The sequence below is a fragment of the Kitasatospora xanthocidica genome, assembly GCF_014656195.1.
Taxonomy (GTDB): domain Bacteria; phylum Actinomycetota; class Actinomycetes; order Streptomycetales; family Streptomycetaceae; genus Kitasatospora; species Kitasatospora xanthocidica.
In genome coordinates, this window is the sequence record NZ_BNBY01000003.1 from 257,923 (window position 1) to 275,835 (window position 17,913).

General features: G+C 72.4%; 13 protein-coding genes. 4 read left to right on the forward strand and 9 right to left on the reverse strand.

Translation table 11 applies throughout. The annotated features are described in order from the left end of the window. Positions 1 to 120: 120 nt before the first annotated feature. Positions 121 to 1,236, reverse strand: a complete 1,116-nt coding sequence (locus tag IE332_RS07345) for a serine hydrolase domain-containing protein (protein ID WP_189914323.1) — start codon at positions 1,234 to 1,236, stop codon at positions 121 to 123. An 86-nt stretch (positions 1,237 to 1,322) separates the two neighbouring features. On the opposite strand from IE332_RS07345, the gene IE332_RS07350 reads away from it, so the two are divergent. Further along, positions 1,323 to 2,204 (forward strand): AraC family transcriptional regulator, encoded by an 882-nt coding sequence (locus IE332_RS07350; protein WP_189914324.1) that lies wholly within the window; start codon positions 1,323 to 1,325, stop codon positions 2,202 to 2,204. Between the two features lie 78 nt (positions 2,205 to 2,282). Here the strand turns inward: IE332_RS07350 and IE332_RS07355 are convergent, their stop codons facing one another. Genes IE332_RS07355 through hemA form a run of 8 tightly spaced genes read right to left on the reverse strand, consistent with a single transcriptional unit; the run spans position 2,283 to position 12,214 of the window. After that, on the reverse strand, positions 2,283 to 3,524 hold the full coding sequence (locus IE332_RS07355) for an MFS transporter (protein ID WP_189914325.1): 1,242 nt from the start codon (positions 3,522 to 3,524) through the stop codon (positions 2,283 to 2,285). 3 nt (positions 3,525 to 3,527) lie between these two features. Beyond that, positions 3,528 to 4,532, reverse strand: coding sequence for an MDR family NADP-dependent oxidoreductase (locus IE332_RS07360; protein WP_189914326.1), 1,005 nt, complete (start codon positions 4,530 to 4,532; stop codon positions 3,528 to 3,530). 55 nt (positions 4,533 to 4,587) lie between these two features. After that, positions 4,588 to 5,925, reverse strand: coding sequence for a hypothetical protein (locus tag IE332_RS07365; RefSeq protein ID WP_189914327.1), 1,338 nt, complete (start codon positions 5,923 to 5,925; stop codon positions 4,588 to 4,590). Then, positions 5,925 to 7,922: a phenylacetate--CoA ligase family protein gene (locus IE332_RS07370; protein ID WP_229928394.1), complete on the reverse strand. Its 1,998-nt coding sequence runs from the start codon at positions 7,920 to 7,922 to the stop codon at positions 5,925 to 5,927. The genes IE332_RS07365 and IE332_RS07370 overlap by 1 nt, the downstream gene beginning before the upstream one ends. Next, complete coding sequence (locus tag IE332_RS07375; protein ID WP_229928395.1) at positions 7,919 to 9,127, reverse strand: ATP-grasp domain-containing protein; 1,209 nt, start codon at positions 9,125 to 9,127, stop codon at positions 7,919 to 7,921. The genes IE332_RS07370 and IE332_RS07375 overlap by 4 nt, the downstream gene beginning before the upstream one ends. An 11-nt stretch (positions 9,128 to 9,138) precedes the next feature. Then, on the reverse strand, positions 9,139 to 10,098 hold the full coding sequence (locus IE332_RS07380) for a 3-oxoacyl-ACP synthase III family protein (RefSeq protein ID WP_189914329.1): 960 nt from the start codon (positions 10,096 to 10,098) through the stop codon (positions 9,139 to 9,141). Continuing rightward, positions 10,095 to 10,973 (reverse strand): TauD/TfdA dioxygenase family protein, encoded by an 879-nt coding sequence (locus IE332_RS07385; protein WP_189914330.1) that lies wholly within the window; start codon positions 10,971 to 10,973, stop codon positions 10,095 to 10,097. Before IE332_RS07385 ends, IE332_RS07380 begins: the two co-directional genes overlap by 4 nt. Beyond that, complete coding sequence (gene hemA / locus IE332_RS07390) at positions 10,970 to 12,214, reverse strand: 5-aminolevulinate synthase (protein ID WP_189914331.1); 1,245 nt, start codon at positions 12,212 to 12,214, stop codon at positions 10,970 to 10,972. Before hemA ends, IE332_RS07385 begins: the two co-directional genes overlap by 4 nt. Before the next feature lie 568 nt (positions 12,215 to 12,782). Here hemA and IE332_RS07395 point away from each other — a divergent pair. From IE332_RS07395 to IE332_RS07400, 3 genes are all read left to right on the forward strand, one after another. Next, positions 12,783 to 15,668 (forward strand): AfsR/SARP family transcriptional regulator, encoded by a 2,886-nt coding sequence (locus tag IE332_RS07395; protein WP_189914332.1) that lies wholly within the window; start codon positions 12,783 to 12,785, stop codon positions 15,666 to 15,668. Positions 15,669 to 15,823: 155 nt separating this feature from the next. Beyond that, positions 15,824 to 15,958 carry a hypothetical protein gene (locus IE332_RS41805; protein ID WP_268256537.1) on the forward strand — a complete coding sequence of 45 codons (135 nt, stop codon included), beginning with the start codon at positions 15,824 to 15,826 and terminating at the stop codon, positions 15,956 to 15,958. Between the two features lie 52 nt (positions 15,959 to 16,010). Next, positions 16,011 to 17,913 (forward strand): ABC transporter substrate-binding protein (locus tag IE332_RS07400; protein WP_189914333.1); only part of this gene is annotated, 1,903 nt, incomplete at its 3' end.

Here is a 17,913-nt window from a genome sequence, read left to right on the forward strand (position 1 = left end):
TCGGCTCCCGGACTTCGCGGACGGGCGCCCCATGGACAGGGGCGGCACTTCATGGACAGGTGTCCATCATAGCTGGACACCTGTCCATGAAGTCCAGTCGTCCCGGTCAGGACATGGGTGTCAGTGCAGTCCGCTGTAGGCGGCCATGATGATCTCCATACCGCGGTTGTCCTCGTGCCGGTCCCGGTCGATCATCTGGTTCATGACGTAGGCCACCGTCATCCGCGCGTCGGGGTCGCTCGCGACCAGTGAGCCGCCCCAGCCGCCCCAGCCGAAGGTGTTGCCGAACTTGCCGAAGCCCACCGTCCAGCACATCGGCGCCCCCAGGACGCGGTCCTCACCGCGGAACACCTCCTGCCACGCGGGCTCGCACCCCCGCGGGGACAGCAGCCGCACGCCGCCCGCCGTACCCCGGTTCGCCAGGACCGACTGGACGAGGGCAACGGACCGGGCGTTGCCGAAGCCGTTCACCGCGGGGATCTGCGCACGGCGCCAGGCCACCGAGTTGGCGTCCTTGACCCGGATCGCGGCGCCGGTGACCTCCCGGCGTGCGCCGTCCGGCCCGGGCGGTGCGCTGGCCGCGTACTCGTCGGTCAGCGACGGCGGCGGGATGAGCGGTGCGACGCGGTGGTCGTGCTCGGCGGAGAGCCCGATGTGGAAGTCCGCGCCCAGCGGTTCGGCCACCTCCTCGGCGAAGAACGCGCCGAGGCTGCGGCCGGTGACGCGGCGGACGATCTCGCCGATCAGGAACCCGAAGGTGAGCGCGTGATAGCCGGCGGCCGTCCCGGGTTCCCAGGCGGGCGCCTGCGCGGCCAGCCCCGCCGTCACGGTCTCCCAGTCGTAGAGTTCCTCGACCGTCGTCAGCCCGGGCAGGTCCGGCAGCCCCGCTGAGTGGGACAGCACGTGCCGTACCAGCACGTGCTCCTTTCCGGCCGCGGCGAACTCGGGCCAGTAGGCGGCGACCGGCGCGGAGAGGTCGAGTTCGCCGCGGTCTGCCAGGATCAGCGCGCACAGGGCGGTCATGTTCTTGGTCGTGGAGTTCACGCCGGTGAGGGTGGAGCGCTCCCAGTCGGCCGAGCGGTCCGCGTCGGCGTACCCGCCCCAGATGTCGACCACCGGCTCTCCGCCGAGGTAGACGGCGACCGAGGCGCCCACGTCGTCCTTGCCGAGCGACGCCGCGAGAGCGGCATGGACGGCGGCGAAGCGCGGCTCGCAATGTCCCTTAACATCGATCATGGGTACCAGCCTCGGGCAGCGCCGGGGCCTCCAGCCCGACAGTTCCCACACGAGTTCGGTCGGGCGGCGCGAAAGGACGGATGCGCGTGCTGGAGCGGCTGAACCAGGCGCTGGACCACTTGGAGGCCCGCCTCTACGGGGAGGTCGACATCGCCGAGGCGGCCAGGATCGCCGCGATGTCGGAGTACCACTTCCGCCGGATGTTCTCCACCCTCGCCGGGATGCCGCTCACGGTCTACCTGCGGCGCCGGCGGATGACGCTCGCCGGGGCCGAGGTACTGGCCGGGGAGCCGGCCCTGCTCGATGTCGCGGTGCGGTACGGGTACGGCTCAGGCGAGGCCTTCGCCCGAGCGTTCCGGTCGGTGCACGGTATCGGACCGGGCGAGGCCCGGCGCACGGGCGCGGTGCTCACGGCGCAGCCGCGCATGTCCTTCCGTGTCGTCGTCGAGGGGAGCACGGCGATGCGGTACCGGATCGTGGAGAAGGAGCCGTTCCGGGTCGTCGGCCGGAGAGCGCGGATCCCGCTCGTGCACGAGGGGGTCAACGCTGCCGCCACGGCACACCTGGAGGGCCTGGACGAGCGGGCGGTCGCCCGGATGAAGGAGCTGTCCGGCCGGGAGCCGGAAGGGATCCTGTCGGCGGCGGTACACCTGACCGACAGCCGGGAGGACGGCGCCGAGGTGGACTACTGGATCGGCGTGGTGACCGGTCCCGACGCGGCCGCCGAGAACCTCGACACCCTCGACGTGCCGGCCGGGACCTGGGCGGTCTTCGACAACCACGGGCCCTATCCGCGCGCCCTCCAGGAACTCTGGCGGGACGTGTTCACGCAGTGGTTCCCCTCGAACCCGTACGCGCCCCGGCCGGGGCCGGAGCTCCTGCTGACGCGGCCCGTGGAGATCGGCGCGGAGACCGACTCCCAGCTGTGGATCCCGGTCGAGCGCAGCGGCGGGGGCGCCGGGGCGTGAACACGGGAGTCGGCCGTGGCGGGACACGACGAGGCCGCACCTGCGGGGGCAGGTGCGGCCTCGTCCCGGGGGGAACGATCAGACCGTCGCCGGGGTGTCGGCCTGATCGGTGGACGGCTCGGCCGGCTTCGGCCTGGCGAAGTACTGGTAGGCGATCGTCGCGGCCGCCAGGGACGCCCCGACCAGGCCGGTGACCGCGAAGCCCCAGGCCGGTGCGGAGTGGTCGATGACGGCCCCGGCCAGTGGCGCGCCGATGGCACCGCCGATGGTCATCGCCGAGCCCTGCAGGCCCGCGGCCTGGCCGACCACCGACGGCGGCACCGCCCGGGTGATCTCCTCGGAGGCGGAGGCGAGGGTCGGCGCGCACATGAAGCCCGAGGGGAGCATGGCCACGGCGAGCCAGATCCAGCCTGCGTGGCCGGCGATCCCGACGGGGGCGATGGTGAGCCCCATCAGCAGCATCAGCCGCGGCAGCCGCCAGGGCCGGCTGGTGGCGCCGTGCCAGAAGCCGCCGAACATGGAGGCCGCGCACCAGATCGCGACGCAGACCCCGGCCCACTCGGTGTCGCCGACCCCGCGCAGGACGGCGGTGATCGAGATCTCGCTGCCGGCCAGGACGAGGTTCGCCGCCAGGCTGACGCCCAGCACCAGCAGGAAGCCCGGACGGAGCCAGAGGCTGCGCCCGCCCGGCTCCGTGGCCTCCGGGTCCTTCGGGCCGGCCGCCGCCCCGCCGGCCGCCGGAGCCGGGGCGAGCCGGGTGAGCAGCAGTCCGGCTCCCAGGTAGAGCACGCCGATCCCGGTCATCGTCGCGGTCGCGTCGTTCACGGCGGTGATGGCACCGACGGCGACGGCCGGTCCGACCATGAACACGACCTCGACGAGGATCGCGTCCAGGGCGAACGCCTGCCGCTGATGCTCGGAGGGGATGTTGGTGGCGATCGCCCGGCGGATGGCCGTGAACACCGGGAGCCCCATGAACCCGGCCACCACCGAGGCCGCGAGCAGCCACGGATAGGAGAGGTAGGGCGCGCCGATCCAGAACACGGCGTCGACCGCGCCGGTGACCAGCACCACCGGCCGTACGCCGAAGCGGTCCAGGGAGCGGCCCAGCAGGGGCGCGCCCACGGCCCCGCCGACCGTCAGCATCAGGTCCGCGAGCCCGGCCGCGCCGTAGCCGCGGTCCAGGTCGATGACAACGTGCAGGGCGAGGGCCATCGAGGCCGCGGTGAACGGAAGGCGGGCGAGCAGCCCGACGACGAACACGGTGCGCGCCCCGGGGAGCGCCAGGAGTCCTCGGTAGGACGCGAAGGCCTTGAGCACCGGTCACTCCTCCCCGACGCGGACGAGCATCTTGCCGGTGTTGTCGCCCCGCAGCACCCCGAGGAACGCCTCGACGACGTTCTCGAAGCCCTCGACCACCTGCTCCTCGGCGACGATCCGGCCCGCCTGGAGATGGGGCGTCAGCCAGATCTGGGCCTCCTGCTGAAGGTGCATGAAGTGCCGTACCTGGTAGCCGCGCAGGTGGATGCTGCGGTCCGACACGGCGTAGAGGTTCCGGGGCGCCGCGGGCGGCCGGTCGGGGTGGTTGTACTGGGAGATCGACCCGACCCAGGCGATCCGGCCGAACTCCCGGGTGGCGGCGATCGCGGCCTCCAGGTGGTCGCCGCCGACGCCCTCCAGCACCGCGTCGACGCCCTTCGGGGCCGCGTTCGCCAGCAGCTCGGTCACCGGCCCGTCGTGGTAGTCGAAGGCGTCGTCGAAGCCGAGCCGCTCGACCACGTGCCGCACCTTGGCCGCCGAGCCGGCGCTGCCGACCACGTGCCCGGCGCCGGCCAGCTTGGCGATCTGTCCGGCCACGCCGCCGACCGCGCCGGCGGCCGCCGAGACGTAGAGCGCCTCCCCGGACTGGACCCGGAGGATCTCCCGGACGCCGACGTAGGCCGTCAGGCCGGTCGCGCCGAGCACGGACAGGTACGTCGTCGTCGCCACGCCGGCCGCGGGCCGGATGACGCGTCCGTACCCGTGCCGGATCAGGGAGTGGGTGCTCCACCCTCCCCCGTGCTCCACCAGGTCGCCCACCCGCAGGTCGGGGTCCTCGGAGCGGACGATGCGGCCGATGGCCCGGCCGTACCCCAGCGGTTCGTGGAGCGGCCACTCCTCGTCCATGAGCTCCCGCATGTACGGGTCCACGGACAGGTAGACGTTCTCCGCCAGGGCGGTGCCGGGTTCGACGGCGGGGAGCGCGTGCTCCACGACGGCGAAGTGTTCGGCGCCGGGAACGCCGTCGGGGCGTGCCACCTGGTGCACGGCGCGGAATGTGGAAGACATCGTCTCCGTCCTGGGTTGTGGGCTGGCGGGAGTCGGAAGCGGGGCTCGGGGCGCCCTAGTCGCCCTGGTCCGGGTAGAGGAGGATCGGGGCCAGTCGCCGGTCGGTGGCGTCGGCCGGTTCACCGGAGTGCACCAGCCGTCCGCCGCCGCCGCCCAGACCGCCGGGCACCCAGTACAGGCCCAGGCAGGCGTCCCAGGACTCCGTCAGGCCGGTCTCGGTGTTGACCACCGGTTCCTCGCGGGGGACGACGCGCTGCTGGGCCACCGCGCCCTCGGCGGCGCCGCGCCGCAGCGCGTCGGCCCACTGCTCGTCGGAGACCAGCCAGCCGCAGGTGATGCCCTGGCCGCCGAAACCCCCGTCGGGCTTGAGGATCAGGTGCTCGCGGCGATCACGGCAGTCCGCGACCACCTCGTCGAGCCCCGGCGCGCCGGGCACCAGGGCGCGGGTCCACGGCAGCACCCGGTCCACCAGGGCCCGTTCGTCCGCCGACATGTGACCGCGCAGCCTGGGGTCCGACAGGTACGCCAGGAACCGCTTGTTGTCGGTCAGGTCGCACTCCAGCGGGGCCCACAGCGCGACCTGACCGGACCGGAACGCGTCCCGCAGCCGGACGGTGGTGCGCCAGGCGTCCGGGTCGTCGACGACCTGGTCCAGGTCGAACAGCCGGTACACCAGGTCCACCCGCCGGCCCTGGAAGCGCACCCCGGAGGCGGTCACCTCCAGGTCCTGGACCTCCCCGATCAGGCAGTCGAGCCCTTCGGCCTGGAGCAGGCGCCGCAGCAGGTACCAGGAGCCCTCGGCGTAGAGGTCGAGGCCGCCGGTGCCCTCGACCATGGCGATGACCGGGTCGCGGCCCGGGCAGACCGGGGCGGCGGCCGCCCGCAGCGCGCCGGCCAGCAGCGTCGTCTGGGGCAGGTGGTAGAGGCCGTGCGCCGTCCCGAACGCGCGGAACGCGTCGTCGGCCCAGAACATCTCCGCCAGCGGCTGCACCCACTCCTGGCCGCCCACGGACCCGCCGACGTTGAACTCCAGGACCCGCAGCGCCTCGCCGTCGTGGTAGGCGTCGATCCGGCCGAAGCGCGGCGGGCGCTGCTTCTCGAAGTCCCCGACCAGCTCGGCCTTGCGCGGGTCCAGGCCCAGCGCCCGGCAGGTCCGTTCGACGTCGCCGTCGAACAGCCGCGCCGGCAGGGTCGTCAGCAGTTCGACGGCGCCGAGCAGATCCGCCTCGAAGGCGCGCAGCTCCGACTCGGGGTAGACCAGCGGCCGGGGGAGGTACCGGGCGCGCTTCAGGTCGGCGAGCACGGGGTGGCGCCGGGGGTCGATCGACCGCAACGGGCTGTCCGGCCTGGTGAGTTCGGCGTTGAGCAGGGCGCTCACCGGTTCCTGGGGCATCACGACTCCACCCGCCGGTCGATGACGCCGCGGACCTTGCCGCTGACCGGGTGGCGCGGCAGCTCGCCCTCCCCGAGGCACTCCACGGCGAAGTGGAACAGCAGCTCGTCGGTCTCCCATTCCTGCTGCGAGCCGAGGAGCGAGAACTTCGACTCGAGGTGCGCCTTCACCACCGCCGGATCCAGCGGACGGGCGGACTCGGTCCGGATCACGATGGACTCGTGCCGGTCCTTGGAGGCCACCTCGACCTGCACCTGGGAGACCTCGAACGGGGCCAGCTCGGCCACGATGTCCGCGTAGAGCATGGTCTGGGCGTGGGCCTTGATCTGCCCGTCGGAGCGCCCCAGGTACTCCAGCACCCGGCCGGTGAGGCCGCAGCCGCAGCTGTGCGGGAAGATGCGGCCGATGTCGCCGATCCGGTAGCGGATGAGCGGCCCTTCGAGCTTCTGCAGGCTGGTCACCAGCAGTTCGCCGACCTCGCCGTCGGGCAGTGGACGGCCCTGTTCGTCGACCACCTCCAGCAGGTTGTAGTCGTCGCAGACGTGGTGCAGCGTCCCGCTCATCTCGGAGCACTGGTAGCCGAGTTGGGCGCCGTCGTTGGCGGCGAGGATGCTGGCCACCACCTTGGCGCCCAGCTCGTCGCGGAGCCACTGCTTGTCGGTCTCCATCATCGGGCTGCCGCCGTACAGCACCTTCTCGATCCGCAGCTCCGGGCAGGCGGCCTTGGCGGCCCGCAGCACCGGCAGCAGCAGCGCGGGCATGCCCAGGACGGCGTTGGCGTCGAAGCTGCGCACCAGCATCAGGATATGGTCGGCGCTCGCGGTGCCGCCGACGGTGTAGGTCTCCACCGGCATCCGGGAGAGCTCGTTCTGGCTGGTCACCAGGCCGCCGTAGAGCTCCCCGCCGAACAGGGTGTTGATGACCCGGTCACCCGGCCGCAGGCCCAGCGCGTACAGCACGGGGATCGCCTCGCGGATCATGTTGGTCCAGTCGGCGCGCGAGTAGACGATGTACCGGGGGGTTCCGGCGGTGGCGCCGCTGCGGAGGACCTCGCCGCTGGGGCGGTCGCCGCTGGACAGGTCGCGCGCGGTCGGCAGGGAGTGCCGCTCCAGGTCCGACTTGTTCAGGATCGGCAGCCGCTGGAGGTCGGCGCGAGCCGTCACCCGCGGCAGGTCCAGCGCCCGGTAGTACGGGGCGCGCCGGGCCCGCTCGACGAGGTAGCGCAGCCGGGCCGCCACCCGGCCGTCCAGTCCGTCGGCGGCCGCGGCCCGGGCCCGGGCCAGTGTGGTGCCCGGGAGGTACTCGCGCCGGGACAGCCCCTGGGCCCAGCCGGAGGCGCAGTCCAGCCGGAGGCGTCGGGCGTCGACGGCGTCGCGGTCGGCGTCCGGCGTGCCGGCGCCGACCGCCGGCAGCGGCGGGACGTCGACCACGAGGGCGTCCGGGAAGGTCTCGCCCGGCTCGGCGGTCCGCAGGGCGGGCAGCGGGAAGCCCGGGGACCGCAGCAGGTCCTCGACCGTCCGCCACCAATGCGGCCGCGCGGTCCGGACGACGACGTCGTCGCCGGACGCCCAGGCCAGCAGCAGGCCGCGGACGGCCGGCTCGGCGGAGCCCGGACCGGAGTCCGACGCGGAGCCCGGCGCGGAGCCCGGCGCGGAGTCGTCGTGGCCTGCCGCGCCGTCGAGGACGGCCGGGTCGTCGAGGACGACCGTGCCGACCGGCGAGAAGGCGATCACGTCGTCACTGTCCGTCAGCGGACGCCACGGGTACTGGCTCACGCCGCCGAAGAGCTCGTCGAGCCCTTCGGCCAGTTCCTCCGTCCGGAACAGGAAGCCGACGCCGGCGTCGAGCAGCGCCCGCACCGCCGGCGAGCCGGGCTCGCGCGTCAGCGCCCGCTCGACGTGTTCGACGGCCAGCAGCAGATCGGTCGGGTGGTACGGCCCGGCGCTCGCGGTCGGCGGCTCGGCCGCCGAGCGGGTCGGGGTGGTGGTGGCGGTCACGGCCTGGGACCTCCTGGGGTGTGGGCGGGCTCGGGCTGGCTCACCCGGATGGAACGGGTGCAGTCCGCGAGGAATCGGGCGAGTTCGACGGGGTCGGGGTGGGAGGCCTCGATGAAGGCGGGGACCTGCCACTCCTGGTAGGTGATCCGGGCGGTGCCGCCCTCGGTCTCGGTGCCGGGGTCTTCGAGCAGGTGGAGCCGGTCCAGCGCCGGGTGGCCGCGCAGGTGCTCGGGCACCTCGGTCCGCCAGGGCCGGGTGGGGTCCAGCCGGTGCCCGGGGAAGATGGCGAAGCCGTGGTAGCGCCCGCTCGGCGCCAGCCGGTCCGGGCGCGGCAGGCCGAGCCGGATCGCGATCTCGTGCCGGGCCAGGTGGACCCCGGTGTGCCGCAGGTGGGCGGTGACGATGCCGCCGCCGCCGAGCCGGTTCGCCACCTCCAGGAACACCAGCTCCCCGGCGGCCGTCTCGAAGAACTCCAGGTGGATGCAGCCGGCCTCGATCCGGAGCGCCTCGACCACCTGCTCGGTGAAGGCCGTGTGGCGCGGGTCGGGCGGCAGCTGTCCGGTGGCGATGGGGGCCCCGGCGGCGAAGTCGACGGGCTTGCCGATGTACCGGCTGACCACCAGGTCGCTCACCCGGCCCGCGGTCACCAGCCCGTCCGCGTGCAGGAGTTCGCCTTCGACGTACTCCTCCAGCTGGTAGCCCTCCCGGTCGGGCAGGCCGCGGTGGTGGGCGACGGCCTCCTCGGTCGTCGCGTGGATGGTGACCCCGTCGCTGGAGGCGCCCAGCCGCGGCTTGACGACCGTACGGCCGGTCCACGGCAGCCGGCCCGAGGCGGGCGGGGCCGCCACGAACCGGGGGTGGCGCACGTCGGCGTCGACGAGTGCCCGCTTCATCGCGACCTTGTCGCGGATCAGTTCCAGGCCTGCGCGGTCGGGGCCGGGGATGCCGAGGTGCTCGCGGATCGCCGCGGCTTCGAGGATCCCGAACTCCGAGAGGGCCAGCACCTGTTCCCACCCGTCCTCGCGGCGGGTGCGGGCGATGATCTGCTCGGCCGGCCCGTCCGGACCGTCGAGGACCACCCGCCCGCAGCGCAGCCGCTCCGGGATCTCCGCGATCGAGTCGGCCGTCCCGAAGTACGTGACGTCGTGGGCCTCGTGGTCGAGCCCCAGGTGGTAGTCGATCTTGCGGTACGGGACCTGATGCATCACCAGGATCTTCACGGTCGGCACTCCAGAGCAGTGATTCCCCAGCTGAACCCCATCGCGCTGGTGGCCAGCAGGATCAGGTCACCGTCCTGCACCCGGCCCTCGTCGACCAGCTCGCGCAGCGCGATCAGGGTGTCCGCGCCGCCCATGTGGCCCTGCCGGTGGTAGGCGAACACCGACTTCTCCTCGGGCAGGCCGAGGGTGGTCAGCAGCCGCCGGTGCATCCACCGGTCACCGTGGTTGATCAGCAGGTAGGCGACGTCGTCGAGCTTGGCCCCGAGGGCCCGCAGGGTCTCCTCGACCAGGGCGCCGAAGTTCTCGACGTAGGCGTCCGCCAGGCCGCGCCGGTGGGGCTCCTGCCGGATCACCACGCCGCCGGGGCGGTGCTCCCCGCGGTAGTAGTCGGCCCAGCTGCCGTCGGTGCGCATGGCGGAGTGCGCGAGGGTGAAGGGCCCGGTCCCGGCGGTGAGCAGGACCGCGGCCGCCGCGTCGCCGAAGTTGAACAGGTCCAGGCTGGCGGGGTCGGAGCGGTCGACCAGGCGGCTCAGCCGGTCGGCGACCAGGACCAGGGCGTGGCCCGAGCCCTGCGCGTCGAGCCGGTCGCCCGCGATCCGCAGGGCGGTGGCACCCGCGTTGCAGAAGTTGCCGACCTCGAAGCAGTGCGCCCGCTCGATGCCCAGCGCGTGCGCGGCCTTGGCCGCCGGGGACCAGAACGGGTGGTCCCACTCCCCCGAGCCGGCGTAGATGACGGTGCCGATCCGCTCCGGCGCGACTCCGGTGCGCTCCAGGACGGCGCGGGCCGCGTCCCGCGCCAGCTCCCAGGAGGCCTCCTCCTCACCCAGCCCGGGGAACCCCTCGGCGTGGGTGACGGCCAGGATGTCGGCCACCGGCACCCCGGAGGCGGCGTGCAGGCCCTGCACGTCGACCCGCCCCTCGGGGTACCGGACGGCGAAGTCCGCGATGGCGCTCACTGCACCCGCTCTTCGACCGGCTTCGCGTCGCCGCCGGCCGCCTCGATGCTGACGCGGTGCACGGTGCGCCCGACGCCCGGCTCGACCTCGGTGGCGATGTGGTAGGTCGTACGGGTCTTCCAGATGACCAGGTCGTGCGGCGTCCACCGGTGGGTGTAGACGTGGCTCTCGTCCGTGATCAGGTCGTCCAGCAGCGAGAAGAAGGCCTCGTTCTCGTTGGGGTCGAAGCCCTCGACGCCGTCCATGTACTCCCGGCTGCCGTAGACGTAGGACCGGCCGGTCCGCTCGTCCTTGGCGATCACGGGGTGCTGCACCGGCGGGTGCTCGTACTCGGCCTGGGCCCGGAACTCGGCCGCGGACAGGCCGACGTGCTCCGGACGGATGCGCAGCCGCTTGCTCACGGTGTGGTTGCCGGTCCGGTCGGCCAGCCGGGCCTTCCACTCCTCGGGGAGGCGGTCGTACACGTCCACCGCGCTGGCGAACTTGGTGTGCCCGCTGGTGGAGGGCACGTTGACGCCGTGCAGCATGGTGAACGGCGCGGGGTCGGCGACGAAGGTGGAGTCCTGGTGCCAGAAGTTGCCGACCCGGGCGACGCCGACCGGCTTGCCGTCCTTCTGCTCGTTGGAGGAGATCATGATCTCCTCGAACTCCGGGTGCCGGTACTTGCCGATCACGAACGGCACGGGGCGGCCGAGCCGCCGGGCGAGCTCGATCTGCTGCTCGGGCGTCAGGTCGATGGAGCGGACCACGACCACGTCGTGGGCGTGCAGCGAGTCGATCAGGTCCGCCCACAGGACCGGGTCCTGCAGGTCCTCGTAGGTGACGTCGGTGAACTCCGCGCCGACGTACGGGTTGCTCTGCTTCTTGGCGGTCATCGCGATTCCTCCGGGGTCTGGGTCGCGGGGCCGAAGGCCCGCAGGCAGTGGTGCAGCGATTCGGCGAACCGGGCGATCTGCTCCGGTGTCCGGTACGGGGCGACGGTCACGCGGTAGCGCTCGCTGCCCTTGGCGACAGAGGGGTAGTTGATCGGCTGGACGTAGATGTCGTGCTGCTCCAGCAGCATCGTGGCCACCTGGCGGACCCGCTCGGCCCCGCGCACCATCACCGGCACGAGGTGGCTGTCGGCGTCGAGGAACTCGATGCCGCGGGCGCGCAGTTCGGCCTTCAGCAGGGCGACGTTGGCGTCCAGCTCGGCACGGAGCTCGATCCCCTTCTGGACGATGTCCAGCGTGCAGAGGGTGGCGTCCATGGAGGCCTGGGGCAGCGCCGTGGTGAAGATGAACCCGGGGGCCTGCGACCGTACGTAGTCCAGGGCGACGTCCGGGCCGGCCACGTAACCGCCCACCGTGCCGAGGGACTTGCCGAAGACCCCCTGCACGAAGGTCGCCCGGTGGTCGCCGAGCTCTTCGCTGAGGCCGGCGCCGGTGGCACCGCGCACCCCGATCGAGTGGGTCTCGTCGAGCCAGGTCAGCGCGTTGAACTCCTCGGCGAGGTCGAGGATCTCCGACAGCGGCGAGGTGTCGCCGTCCATCGAGTACACCGACTCGAACACGATGAGCTTCGGCAGGTGGGCGGGGGTCGCCTCCAGCCGGGCGCGCAGGTCGTCCACGTCGTTGTGCGCGAACACCTGCTTGGGCGCGCCGGAGCGGATGATGCCCTCGATCAGCGACCGGTGGTTGAGCGCGTCGGAGAACACCACCATGCCGGGCGTGGCGGCGATCAGGGTGCTGAGCGACTCGAAGTTGGCCACGTAGCCGCTGGAGAAGACCAGGGCACGCTCCTTGCCGTGCCACTCGGCGACCCGTTGCTCCAGCTCGACGTGCGCCACGCTGGTGCCGGCGATGTTGCGCGACCCGCCGGTGCCGGTGCCGTGCCGCGCGACCGAGGCCTGTTGCGCGGCGATGGCGTCCGGGTGCTGGCTCAGGCCCAGGTAGTCGTTGCTGCACCAGACCTGCACCAGGCGGTCGTTGTGCCTGGTGTGGCCGGGCTGGGCCGCCTGATGGGCGACCGGGAGGAATTCTCGGTAGAGCCGGTTGGCCCTGAGTTCGTCGAGCCTGAACCGCAGTGGGTCCAGAATCGATGCGTCCGTGGGTGTTTCCAGGATCTCGGCAGTCATTCGGTTTCTCCGCTGGCAAGTGCGATGCGTCCGAGGCGGCGTGCAGCCGCTGCACCGCCGAGGAAAAGACTGCCGTGACCGCTTCCCGATCCGTTCCCGGGCCGCTCCCGGGGTGCTCCCGAGGCGCTCCCGGCCGGGCGGAGCGAGCCAGCGGAAAGCCTGAATTGTAACGCCAGGTAACATGGGTCGACGGCTGCACGGATTGGCTCAAAGGCCCTGCAACCTCACACTTTTGACTTTGCGGCAGGTTGTGGCACGCAGGTCGCGAAAATAGACCTACCGACCCTGCCGAACTCGGCATTCCGGCCGATATGCCGGAATTGCCACGGGCCCGTCCGGAGGCCGCCCGCAATTCCCCGGCCGGTCACCGAACGTTGCCCCACGTCAAATCCGGGCAAAATGCGGTAGACCCCGTTCGGTTGATCCACTACGGCCTTAGGATGCGGAGAGTTGTCCCGACGGTACGGCGCGTGCGGGGGGAGGGAGCATTGTGGGAAGTCCTCGGTACCTGCTGTTGGGGCCCTTGGAGGTGTGGGCCGGGGACCGGCGGATTCCGCTCGGCGGCAGGGTGAACGAGAAGGTCCTGACCCTGCTGCTGCTGGCACCGGGGCAGGTCCTGTCCGTGGCCCGGATCGTCGAGGGGATCTGGGGCGAGACCTCGCCGGAGACGGCCACCCACCAGGTCCGCAAGGCGGTCTCCAACCTGCGCACCCGGCTCCCCGGCGGCAAGCTGCTCATCGAGACCGTCGGCACCGGGTACCGCATCGCCGTGCACGACGACGACCTGGACTCGACCCGGTTCGCCGCGGCCGTCCAGCGGGCGCAGGCCCTGCTCGGCGACGGCCGGAGCGACCGGGCGGCGGAGGAACTCCGTACGGCCCTGGACCTGTGGCGCGGAGCCTCCCTCGACGACCACGGGAGCGCGGTGATCTCGGCGGCCTCGGCGGCCCTGGAGGAGCGCCGGATGGCCGCCCTCGAACAGCTGCTGGCGCTCCGGCTGGACTCCGGGGAGGGCCCGGAGCTCGTCGGCGAGCTGCGCGACCTCGTCGCGGCCAACCCGTTGCGGGAACGGCTGTACGCCCACCTGATGCTCGCCCTGTACCGGTCCGGACGCCGGGCCGACGCGCTCGACGTGTTCCGGTCCGTACGGCGGCTGCTGGGCGAGGAGCTCGGCGTCGACCCGGGCCCGGAGCTGATCGGCCTGCACGAGGCGGTCCTGAAGGACAGCCCGGACCTCCTGGCCGCCACCCCGGCGGCGCGGCCGGCGCCCGAGCCGGCCGAGCCCCCGCAGCAGCCCGCCACCGTTCCCCGCCTGCTGCCGAGCGACCTGCCGGACTTCGTCGGGCGGTCCTCGGAGCTGGCCGCGGTCGTGGCGGCCGCCGCCGAAGCCGGGACAGCGGGCGGGCGGATCGTCGCCGTCGACGGCATCGGCGGCTGCGGCAAGACCTCCTTCGCGATCCGGGCGGCCCACACCATCGCCGCGGCCTTCCCGGACGGCCAGATCTTCCTGGACCTGCAGAGCCACAGCCCGGGCGAGGAGCCCATCGGCGCGAACACCGCGCTCGACATCCTGCTGCGCTCCCTCGGCAGGCGCCCGGACGAGATACCCGACGACCTCGCGGGCCGGACCGGCATGTGGCGCAACTGCCTGACCGACCGCCGCTACCTGCTCGTCCTCGACAACGTACGGGAGGTCGGCCAGATCCGGCCCCTGCTCCCGGCGACCGCGGGCAGCATCGCGATCGTCACCAGCCGCGCCCGGCTGGTGGACCTCGACGGCGCCCGGTGGGTCTCGCTGCGCGAACTCTCGCCGCACGAGAGCTCCGCGTTCCTGACCCGGACCCTCGGCGCCGACCTCGTCGCCGCCGACCTGCCCGCCGCCCGGGACCTCGCCGAGTTCTGCGGCCACCTCCCGCTGGCCCTGCGGATCGCCTCGGCCCGGCTGCTGAACCGCCCGGGCTGGACGCTGGACCGGATGGTGCGCAGGCTCGCCGACCAGACCAGGCGGCTGGACGAACTCAGCAGCACCGACCGCAGCGTCGAGGCGACCCTCCGGTCCTCGTACGACGCCATGGAGCCGCCGGTCCGCACCGCGTTCCGGCTCACCGCCCAGCACCCGGGCGGCGCCCTCGACGTCCACTCGGCCGCGGCCCTGCTCGCCCGCGACCTGCCCGCCGCCGACTCGGCGCTGGAATCACTGATGGACGTACGGTTCCTGCAGCTGCGCAACGACGGCCGGTACGGATTCCACGACCTGGTCCGGGCGTTCGCGCTCCGGCTGCCCGACGCGGACGGCGAGGCCGGCATCGCCCTGCGGCGGCTGCTCGACTACTACTGCCAGGCCAGCGACGACGCCTGCGCCCAGGTGTTCCCGTACTGGCGCCGGCTGGACACCACCTTCCGGCCGGAGTCGCCGTACCTGCCGCGCTTCCCGGACCACGGCGCCGCCCTGGAGTGGCTCGACCGCGAGCACTCCAGCCTGATCGCCGTGGTCCGGCGGGCCGAGCAGGAGCGGCTGGACCTGCACGCCGCCTACCTGGCCCGCAACCTGGCCTACCACCTCAACCTCCGCGGCTACTTCGAGGACTACTACGAGGTCGCCAAGATCGCCGTCGCCTGCGCCCGACGGCTCGGCGACTCCTCGCTGCTGCTGCTGAGCCTGTCGAACCTGGCCGCCGTCTGCTGGAAGGTCGGCCGGCTCCCGGAGGGGGTCGCGGCCGCCGAGGAGGGGCTCGCCGCCTCCATCGCCATCAACAACGCCCACGCCGAGGCGCGTTGCCGGGGCACCCTCGGGATGCTGCTGACGACCGTGGGCGCCTACGACGCCGCCCTGCCGCACCTGGAGCGGAGCATCGCGCTGGGCACCGAGGCCGGCCTGTACCGGGAGACCGCCGAATCGCTCACCGTGCTGAGCATGCTCCACGAGAACTGCGGCGACTTCCGCCGGTCCGTCGAATCGGCCCAGGCGGCCGTGGACATCAGCCGCCGGCTGCACGCGGTCGAGATCGAGATCGCGGCCCTGACCGACAAGGCCGTCGCCCACCTGCGCTGCGGCGAACTGTCGCAGGCCCGGGCCTGCGTGGAGCAGGCCAGACCGCTGTCGGACGAGTCGAAGCTCCCCGGCAACGTCGCCCTGCTGCTGGCGGTCTGCGCCGAGGTCGCGGCCCTGAGCGGGGATCCGGCGGCGGCCGCCGAGTCGGTCGAGAGCGCCCTGCGGCTGGCCGAGGCGAGCCGGACCCCGGTGCGCCAGGCGGCCGTCGCGAACATCGTCGGCCGGGTGCGGTTCGCCGTACGGGACTTCGAGGGGGCGCTGAAGGCGCACCGCTACGCCTACCGGCACGCGAGTGCGATCGGCTACCGGATCGAGGCGGCCCGCGCCCTGGAGGGCATGGAGGCGGCGGCCACCGTGCTCGACGGCGCGGACCGGCCCAGCCCGGGGCGCATCCCGGTCTGACGCTCCGGCCCCTTCAGCACAGGACCGTCGGGACAGGACCCTCCGGTACCGATCCCCGCCGAGCGGTATCGGAACGGGAACCGCCCGGGATTGTCATGCACGAGGCTATGCCAGGTACGGGAAACGGATTCATTCACGAGAGGGCATGAAGGGGCATGGTCAAGAAGATCGCCGTCCTGGTCGGGGACGTCGACGCAGCGGTGGCACACACGGCTCACCCGGCGGCACCGCACGGGTCCTGCGCCTACGCGGGACGCTCCGGCGAAGGCGCCGACATCGGGCCCAGCTGATCCGGCAGGGCTCGTGACCACCCCGGCGTCCCGCTTCGAACGGAAGGTCCTCATGCACATCGGCAGAGTCCGCAGCTTCCTGGCGAAGGCGGGTGTCGTGGCCGTCGCCCTCGTGACCGTCGGGGCGGCCACCACGGCTGCCGCCGCCAACGCCGCCGACGACACCGGCGGCCCGGCGGCCGCCAAGCCGCACCCCAAGCACGGCGGGACGGTCCGCATCGCGCAGCGGCCGAACGACAGCCCCAACGTGATCTGGCCGTTCATGGACGTCAACCAGGTCACCTCGATCAACATCGGGGAGTTCCAGCAGTTCTTCTTCCGTCCGCTGTACTTCGCCGGACGGGACGACCGGATCGCCATCGACGACGACCTGTCGCCGGCCAAGGCCCCGGTCTGGAGCGCCGACGGACGGACCGTCACCGTCGGCCTCAAGAAGTGGAAATGGAGCAACGGCGAACCGCTCACCGGCCGCGACATCCAGTTCTGGATCAACATGTCCAAGGCCGAGAAGGAGCACGACGGCTACTACACGCCGCCGATGACCATCGCGGGGACGACGACCAACTACTTCCCGGACAACGTGGTCTCCACGGCGGTCTCCGAGCACGGCATCTCGATCACCTTCGACCAGGCCTACAACCAGACCTGGGTGCTGCAGAACGTCCTGACCACGATCACGCCGATGCCCCGGGCCTGGGACGTGACCGGCCCCGACGGCGCGCGCGGCAGATGCGCGGCCGACGCGGTGGACGCCCCGACGCTGAAGGCCGACTGCGATCCGGTCTTCCGCTACCTGAGCGCGGCCTCGGTCGACAAGAAGACCTTCGCGACCAACCCGCTCTGGCAGATCTCGGACGGCCCCTGGAAGCTCAAGTCCTACGACGCGGCGTCCGGCGCCTACGCCATCGTCCGCAACAAGGCCTACTCCGGCGTCCACAAGCCGTACCTGGACGAGGTCGACTTCGTCCCGTACAAGGACGCCGAGACCCAGTACGCGGATCTGAAGGCCGGCACGTCCAGCCCGAACGCCCTGCAGATCGGCATCCTGCCCAAGTCCCACGCGGCCCGGTACGACCCGAACGACCTCCAGGCCGGCAACCCGCTGGCCGGGCAGGGCTACCACATCGCACCGCTGACCTACCTGAACTCGATCGACTACTACCAGCTCAACTTCCGGAGCACCCGGCACGGCAAGCTGTTCCGGCAGCCCTACTTCACCAAGGCGCTCCAGGACTCCTACGACCAGCAGAGCGTCATCGACGGCGCCCGCAAGGGCTGGGGCCACCCGACGATCGGCGCCGTGCCGGCGATCCCCGCCGGGAACCCGCTGTCCCCCAACGCCCAGCAGCACACCATCAAGTTCGACCTCGCCGAGGCCCGCGGCCTGATGGCCGCCAACGGCTGGGACCTGACCACCACGCCCGCCGTGTGCCGGAACCCGGGGACGGGCCCGGGGCAGTGCGGTGCCGACATCGCCGCCGGCGACAAGGCGGAGTTCGACCTGGACTACCAGGGCGGCAACGCCGACCTCCCGGGGATCATGGCCTCCTACCGGACGAACCTCGCGCAGTCGGGGATCTCCGTGAACCTCGCCGAGGTGCCCGTCGACCACCTCCAGACCGAAGCCTCCCTCTGCACCCCCGCCAACCCCGACGGCTGCGCCTGGGACGCCGTCATGTACGGCGGCTGGGTCTACTCCCCCCAGCTCTACCCGACCGGCGACTCCCTCTTCGCCACCGGCGCCGCAGCGAACGTCTGGGGCTACTCGGACCCGCACCTGGACGAACTGATCGCCAAGACGATCACCAGCAACGACATCCAGGACATGTACGCCTACGAGGACTACGTCAACGACCACCAGCCGGTGATCTACACCGACGACGTCGTGGCCATCTTCGAGGTGGCCAACGGCCTCCACATGCCGGTCCAGGACCCCTTCGAGGGCTACCAGCCGG